Raw genomic sequence first — 5,791 nt, 5'->3', positions numbered from 1 at the left:
CACATAAAGCAATGCACCTTTGAAACCTGTCCCAATTGTTGCGTTAATAATCATTAGAGTTTTTTATCTAAATAGTTGCCTAACATTTCTTTTATGCTGCCAAGAATGTTATCGTTTGGAAAAGCTTTTATTTGATTCGAATACTTGGCAATTTGATTCAAATTATTGGCTATATTCATAAGTAAACGAATTTCATCTTTATCAGCAATAGGGATAATTTCATCTTTATGGATTAGAGGTTTCTTTATTTTAATTTCATTCAAAATTAAATTTCTCATTAAATCCGAACGTGAAAACTTTGTTTTTTTAACGTAGGTTTCAATCATTTCTATTTCGTTTTTTGTAAAACGAACATTGACAAATTCAGTGCGTTTTTCTTCTTCAGATTTCAAAAGTTTTAGACGTGTTGATTCTTCCATAATTAAAAAAAAAAAAACTTCAACCTCGTAGAGTCGGCAGAAAGCCTCTCCGAAGGACAAGGTTCTGGATTGGGCCACACATAGCGAAGCGAAGTGTGACACAAACCAGCACCTTGCTATTTTACATTGTACTTATTTAAGCGAAGCTACAAAATAAAATGGATATGAAACGCAAGGCGTTGAGGATAATTTTCTTAAAGGGAAAGAAATAAGAAAAAATTGGTTAATATAATTTATCTTTGAGTAGTCAAATAACATTGAAATATAAAATTTGAGAATATGAGAAATACAAATTTAAGCTCCGATAGGGGCGACATAGTTGAAAAAATATTTCGGGAGTATAACAAAGCACTTAAAATAAAAGGAACGGTTGAAATTGATATTTCCAATTTAGCAGCAGAAGTGGAAAGAAAAAATCTCGAAGATGAGCCGGAACAAGAAAATGTATTTTAATCTTTTACAAAAATTAAATAAATATGGGGGTTCAGAAAATTTATTTAAAAAGAATCAAAGGAGAACTTTTAAGTAAAAATCCAAACGTTCCCGATTACGAGGGTTTTTTTAAAGGAGCAAAAGGAGATTTTTATGTTGTTGGATATTTACATTCTTTATCCTCCGATTTAGATCTTACGGTCAAAATCGTCGATGATGAATTTTTAAAAAATAAGTTCAACAATAAAAAATACAATGAGTGGAAGTATGGCAAATTAGATTGATTCTAATGCTACACTTTAAATAAGACGATTTAAAGAAAGATTTTTTTTAAGCAGTACGAACTTAAAAAAAACTATTTTAAACTAACCTAGAGCCTAGAAAAGAGCCAAAAAACGGGCGCGCCGCCGCCTAGTTTACTTTTCTTTTTTTCTTTTTTTTGTTTTTTTGTTTTTTTTGATTTCCCCTTTAAGAAATTTTCTTGAATTTTTTTTCAGTGGAACAACCCAATTAAAAGACTTTTGTATCGCTATGTTTATATAATTAACAACATAGCTTATTATAAAATAACATAAAGTATCGCCAAAAAAACAAATCTTGCGAGGTCTTTTATTTACAGGTCCTCACGTGGTTTTTTTTTTTTGAACTGCGAGTTTTCTAATGTAATTTTTTTTGAACTGCGAGTTTTCTAATGTGAATTTTTACTCGAACTGCGAGTTTTCTAATGTGAAGTGCGAGAAATATTTTTTTAACTCGCAGTTAGTTTGTATGTTTGTCATGCAAGCGGTTAAACTGCGAGTAGATTAATGTAATGTACAGGATTAATTTTAATTTATAACACATTGGAAAACAACAACTCTCTTATCATTCAATCACGTATAATAACAGCTGCACGTTATGATTATTCCGTTCAAGAACAACGCATTTTGTTTCTAATAATGGATATGTTACAGAAGCATGTGGATGGGAAGGATTTAAAAAAACGATATTCCGTATCTGAAACTCTTTTCGGTGATTATGATTTTTCTGTACCTCTATCTTCTTTTATGAAAGAAGATGAACAAAATCATTCACTTGTTAAAAAATCTTTGGATAGTATGGAGAATAAATCTTTTATACTGGAAGATGAGGAATCGTGGGAAAAAATAAAACTGCTAGAAAGGGTAAAGTTTTACAAAAAAGAAAGTTATGCTACATTCAGAATCCACCCCTTATTAGCAACTGCTTTTTTAGATTTTAGTAAAGGGTATTCTAAATATTCTCTTGAAGTTACGAAGGAGTTTAAGAGTGTTTACGCTATGCGTTTTTATATGCTTTTTTCAACTCAATCAAAGTCTATAAATTACGGAGTTGACACATTGAAATTAATGTTTGGACTTGAAGATAAATATACCGGTAAAACTAATGATTTTGAAAGATTCGTCATACTGTCGGCCAAAAAGGAATTAGATAGAGTTTGTCCAATTTCTTTCAACTACAAGAAATATCCCGAAAAAGGAAAAATCAAAGGATATACTTTTTACCCTTATAAAACAGGTATTAAAGATCCCGTAATGGAAAACGATTTAAAAAATCAAATGTCTATTCGTTGGGATTTAGATTTAATCTTTGTTAATTACTTAAAGGAAAATTTTGGTTTTCTCGATAAAGAACTAAAAAACAACATTAAATTACTTAAACGTTGTCAAACAGAATTAGAAGATTTTGCAATGACTCTCAGTAAGATAAAAGCTAAAGTGAATGAAACGCAACCTACTATAGTACAAGGATATGTTATAAACGCATTGAAATTTCAACTTGACCAACTTGAACCAAGTACTAATAAAGTAAAAAAAAGAGCTGAGATCACATCTAATAATTCCCAAATAAGTGCCCCTCTAATTAATTTAGCAAAAAGTAAAACTATAAAAAAGTAAATGAAAAATATAGATAAAAAGAAATTACAAGATAGATTTAATGCAAATCTGATAACGCTCTTTAATCCTTTGATTAATAATTATATTAAATACTATGATAACCCTGTACATTTCTACTTTTTAGACCAAGAAACATATCAGTTTTTTGACCAATTTTTTGAAGCTGTTGATTCAATGAGTTGGGAAAGCTTAGAATCTCTAAAAGATGATCTAGGACAATATGTATATGTTTCTTATTATGGTGATGCTTTAAACAAAGAGGAATTAATTCAACTTAGAGATAATAAATCATTCGATGATAAAGCGTTTAGTTTTCATCATTCAGAAGGATTAAAAGACCTATTGACATGGAGATCTGAAGATATTGAAAGATCGGAACCAATTCGACATGATGACTTACACGAATTAGTCATTATAAAATCACTTTTGGATGTTTATAATGATATCAAAAAATAAAAGAATGACAAAAGATAGAATTTGGTTTAATACTATTCAAGCTGCGTTTATTCTAAACACGACTGATAGAACTATTAGAACAAGAGCAAAAAACCATTTAAAAGATAGTGAAATGGTTGTGTTAAAGGGGAAAGCTTACGAGTTGTCGGACTTGTTCATATCGCTTTATCGGAAGCTATCGGAAGTTATCGGAAGTGATGATGTAGAGGAAGAAAACGAAGTTATAAAAGAACTTAAACAAGAGATTGACAACGGTAATCACGTTGAAGTGTTTACACCAGAACAGTATGTTCTGTTTGAAAATACCCTTAAAGATTATTCAGTTAAAGAGCAAGAAATAAAGGAATTGTCAACTAAAATGAGTTATCTAGATAAAGAAATTGTTGGTTTAGTTCAGGATAAAATATTTTTACAAAATCAGTTAGATAAAACAAAAGATGCCTTGAGCCAAAATCAATGGATTTTAGCTAAATACCTTAATCAATAATCAAAACTATCGGAAGCTATCGGAAGCTATCGGAAGTATTAATTTTAAAACTTATGTTGATAAAGACGGTAAGCATTACTATGCTGGAATGACAAAACTAGAAATGAGAAAATAAACTAACTTTGTAAAAATTATAAAACTATGGAAGCAATAATATTACATCCTAAAAACAAAACTCAATTATCCATTTTAAAAAATCTAGCAAAGGAAATGGGGATGTTGTTTGAAACAAAGGAAGAAGACGAAATAGTAGTTGGATATACTTCAAGCGGTCAATCTTTTACTGTTTCAGAGTATAAAAAAAATATTCAAAATCGTATTGATGATGTAAGAGCTGGTACAGCTAAAACTTCTACTTCAGAACAAGTATTAAATCGTGTTTTAAAAAGATGATTGTTTGGGAATCTAGAGCAGAACAGGAGTTGCAAGATATTTACGATTATATCTTTTTAAGCAGTCCTCAAAACGCAGAAAACGTTATTAATGAATTGGTAGCTACTTCGGAAAGTGTTCAAAATATGCCTTATAAATATCCTAAAGAACCTTATTTTAATGATGAAAATATCCGTTTTGTTCCAAAATGGAGTTATAAAATAATCTATTTGATAGGAGATATTGATATTACTATACTATCCGTTTTTAATACATCCCAGTATTCAATTAAGTTTCGTAAATGATCGGACCGATAAATTTCATTTCAACCATCATTTTTTTGGAATTATTTTCCTCTTTTTTATATCAATATCTGAAATAGAACTATCATCAAAATCATTTTTCATGTCTTGAGATATAAAAATATCTGTATTGTATAATCCTTCTTTCAAGCATTCATCCTGTGTTAGATTGCTAAATAATATTGATTCATTTGTTTTTGATTTATAGATTTTATAAGGTGTTTTCTCTTTGATAATAAACGTTTTTCCTTTGTTTAATAAATCCATTTCAATGTTGCTAAAACTTTTATTTGCCTTTTTAAACACATAATTTTTATCGTTCTCAGCTCTTACTATTCTTCCTTCTTTTGTTTGTAATGAAATATATTTGAAGTCTTTAGCGTACCCGATAACGCCATATTCCTCTTTTGTGGCTTTTAATATGAGATCAAAATCTGATATTGGTCGAATTGCTTTAGTTTCAACTTTAGGTTCTACTTTAGTAATTGGTCCTGGTGCGCTTTTCGCTCCAGGAACTTGATTTGGCTTTGCCAATTCCGGCTTATCAAAGTAGTGATTAAATTGATTTACGTATTTCTGCGCTTTTGTTTTTGGTGCTTTGGTAGTGGACTGTATTTGAATAGCTCTGTTTTCTTCTAATTTATTAGCAATAATGGTTGAAGTATATCCGATATCTCCACCTTTTATGCTTAATTTTTTATCATAACGAAACGAAATACCTTTTACTTCTTGGGTTTTATCATCTAGTCTTAACTTAGTTTGAATGTTATTTTTAGCTAAATCCTTTTGCAAGTCGTCAAAGGTTTTAATTTCTTTATTGTTCAAAGATTCCCTTATTCCTGTTTGAATTTTGGTTTGGTATTCATTTAATTTTGGTGCTTTATCTTTGAATACTTTGGTTTGTTTACTCTTGACGATCTTAGCTTTTTCTTCTTTAGTCGTAAATCGGTATTCGTCTTTTTCTTTATCGTAAATCCTTTGTCTTTGTGTTCTCGCTAGATTATGTTCTTGCTCTACTCTGTCCGCAATACCTTGACATTTATTGTGTAACCATTCGGTATTCAAGGTTACATTTTCATTATCAACTTTATTAATTATTGCGTGGTAGTGGTTGTGGTTGTGGTTATCGTGGTCGTTATGTTTTACCAAAACATATTGATGTTTGTTTTCGGTCACTCCGAAATGCTCCAATGCGCTCTTAACGGCTTCAATCTCCTTTTGCGGTGTGATTTTATCTTGTTCAGAAAATGAAAAAGATAAATGTAAAACTGGTTTTTTTACTCTACCCGATTCTTGAGATTGTTCACGCATTTGATAGGCTATTGACGTAGGATTCGATCCAATAACATTATTCTTTTCTATGATTTCGGGGCGCTCTTCTTCCTTTAGATTTTTATCTATTTGATG

Annotated in this window: 9 protein-coding genes; 7 read left to right on the top strand and 2 right to left on the bottom strand. The window is 30.1% G+C overall.

Annotation, left to right across the window (positions count from 1 at the left end; genetic code table 11):
* Nucleotides 1–53 precede the first annotated feature (53 nt).
* Nucleotides 54–419: a plasmid mobilization protein gene (locus tag KBJ98_RS15115; protein WP_210791918.1), complete on the bottom strand. Its 366-nt coding sequence runs from the start codon at nt 417–419 to the stop codon at nt 54–56.
* 279 nt (nt 420–698) lie between these two features.
* Between KBJ98_RS15115 and KBJ98_RS15110 the strand changes: the two genes are divergently transcribed.
* The 7 genes from KBJ98_RS15110 (at nt 699) to KBJ98_RS15080 (ending at nt 4,387) form a co-directional block, all read left to right on the top strand.
* Entirely contained in the window at nt 699–872 is a 174-nt protein-coding gene (locus tag KBJ98_RS15110; RefSeq protein WP_210791916.1) for a hypothetical protein, read from the top strand.
* Between the two features lie 23 nt (nt 873–895).
* Nucleotides 896–1,135, top strand: a complete 240-nt coding sequence (locus tag KBJ98_RS15105; protein WP_210791914.1) for a hypothetical protein — start codon at nt 896–898, stop codon at nt 1,133–1,135.
* A gap of 558 nt (nt 1,136–1,693) precedes the next feature.
* Nucleotides 1,694–2,767, top strand: a complete 1,074-nt coding sequence (locus tag KBJ98_RS15100) for a replication initiation protein (protein WP_210791912.1) — start codon at nt 1,694–1,696, stop codon at nt 2,765–2,767.
* Nucleotides 2,768–3,223: a hypothetical protein gene (locus KBJ98_RS15095; protein WP_210791910.1), complete on the top strand. Its 456-nt coding sequence runs from the start codon at nt 2,768–2,770 to the stop codon at nt 3,221–3,223. It begins immediately after the preceding gene.
* A gap of 4 nt (nt 3,224–3,227) precedes the next feature.
* Nucleotides 3,228–3,710 carry a hypothetical protein gene (locus tag KBJ98_RS15090; protein WP_210791908.1) on the top strand — a complete coding sequence of 161 codons (483 nt, stop codon included), beginning with the start codon at nt 3,228–3,230 and terminating at the stop codon, nt 3,708–3,710.
* Between the two features lie 141 nt (nt 3,711–3,851).
* Nucleotides 3,852–4,103, top strand: a complete 252-nt coding sequence (locus KBJ98_RS15085; protein WP_210791905.1) for a DUF2683 family protein — start codon at nt 3,852–3,854, stop codon at nt 4,101–4,103.
* Complete coding sequence (locus KBJ98_RS15080; RefSeq protein ID WP_210791904.1) at nt 4,100–4,387, top strand: type II toxin-antitoxin system RelE/ParE family toxin; 288 nt, start codon at nt 4,100–4,102, stop codon at nt 4,385–4,387. Before KBJ98_RS15085 ends, KBJ98_RS15080 begins: the two co-directional genes overlap by 4 nt.
* A 27-nt stretch (nt 4,388–4,414) precedes the next feature.
* Here the strand turns inward: KBJ98_RS15080 and KBJ98_RS15075 are convergent.
* On the bottom strand, nt 4,415–5,791 hold a 1,377-nt coding region (locus KBJ98_RS15075), incomplete at its 5' end, for a relaxase/mobilization nuclease domain-containing protein (protein ID WP_210791903.1).

It is taken from the genome of Flavobacterium erciyesense (assembly GCF_018069925.1).
GTDB lineage: Bacteria > Bacteroidota > Bacteroidia > Flavobacteriales > Flavobacteriaceae > Flavobacterium > Flavobacterium erciyesense.
This window is presented reverse-complemented; position numbering and strand designations above follow the sequence as displayed.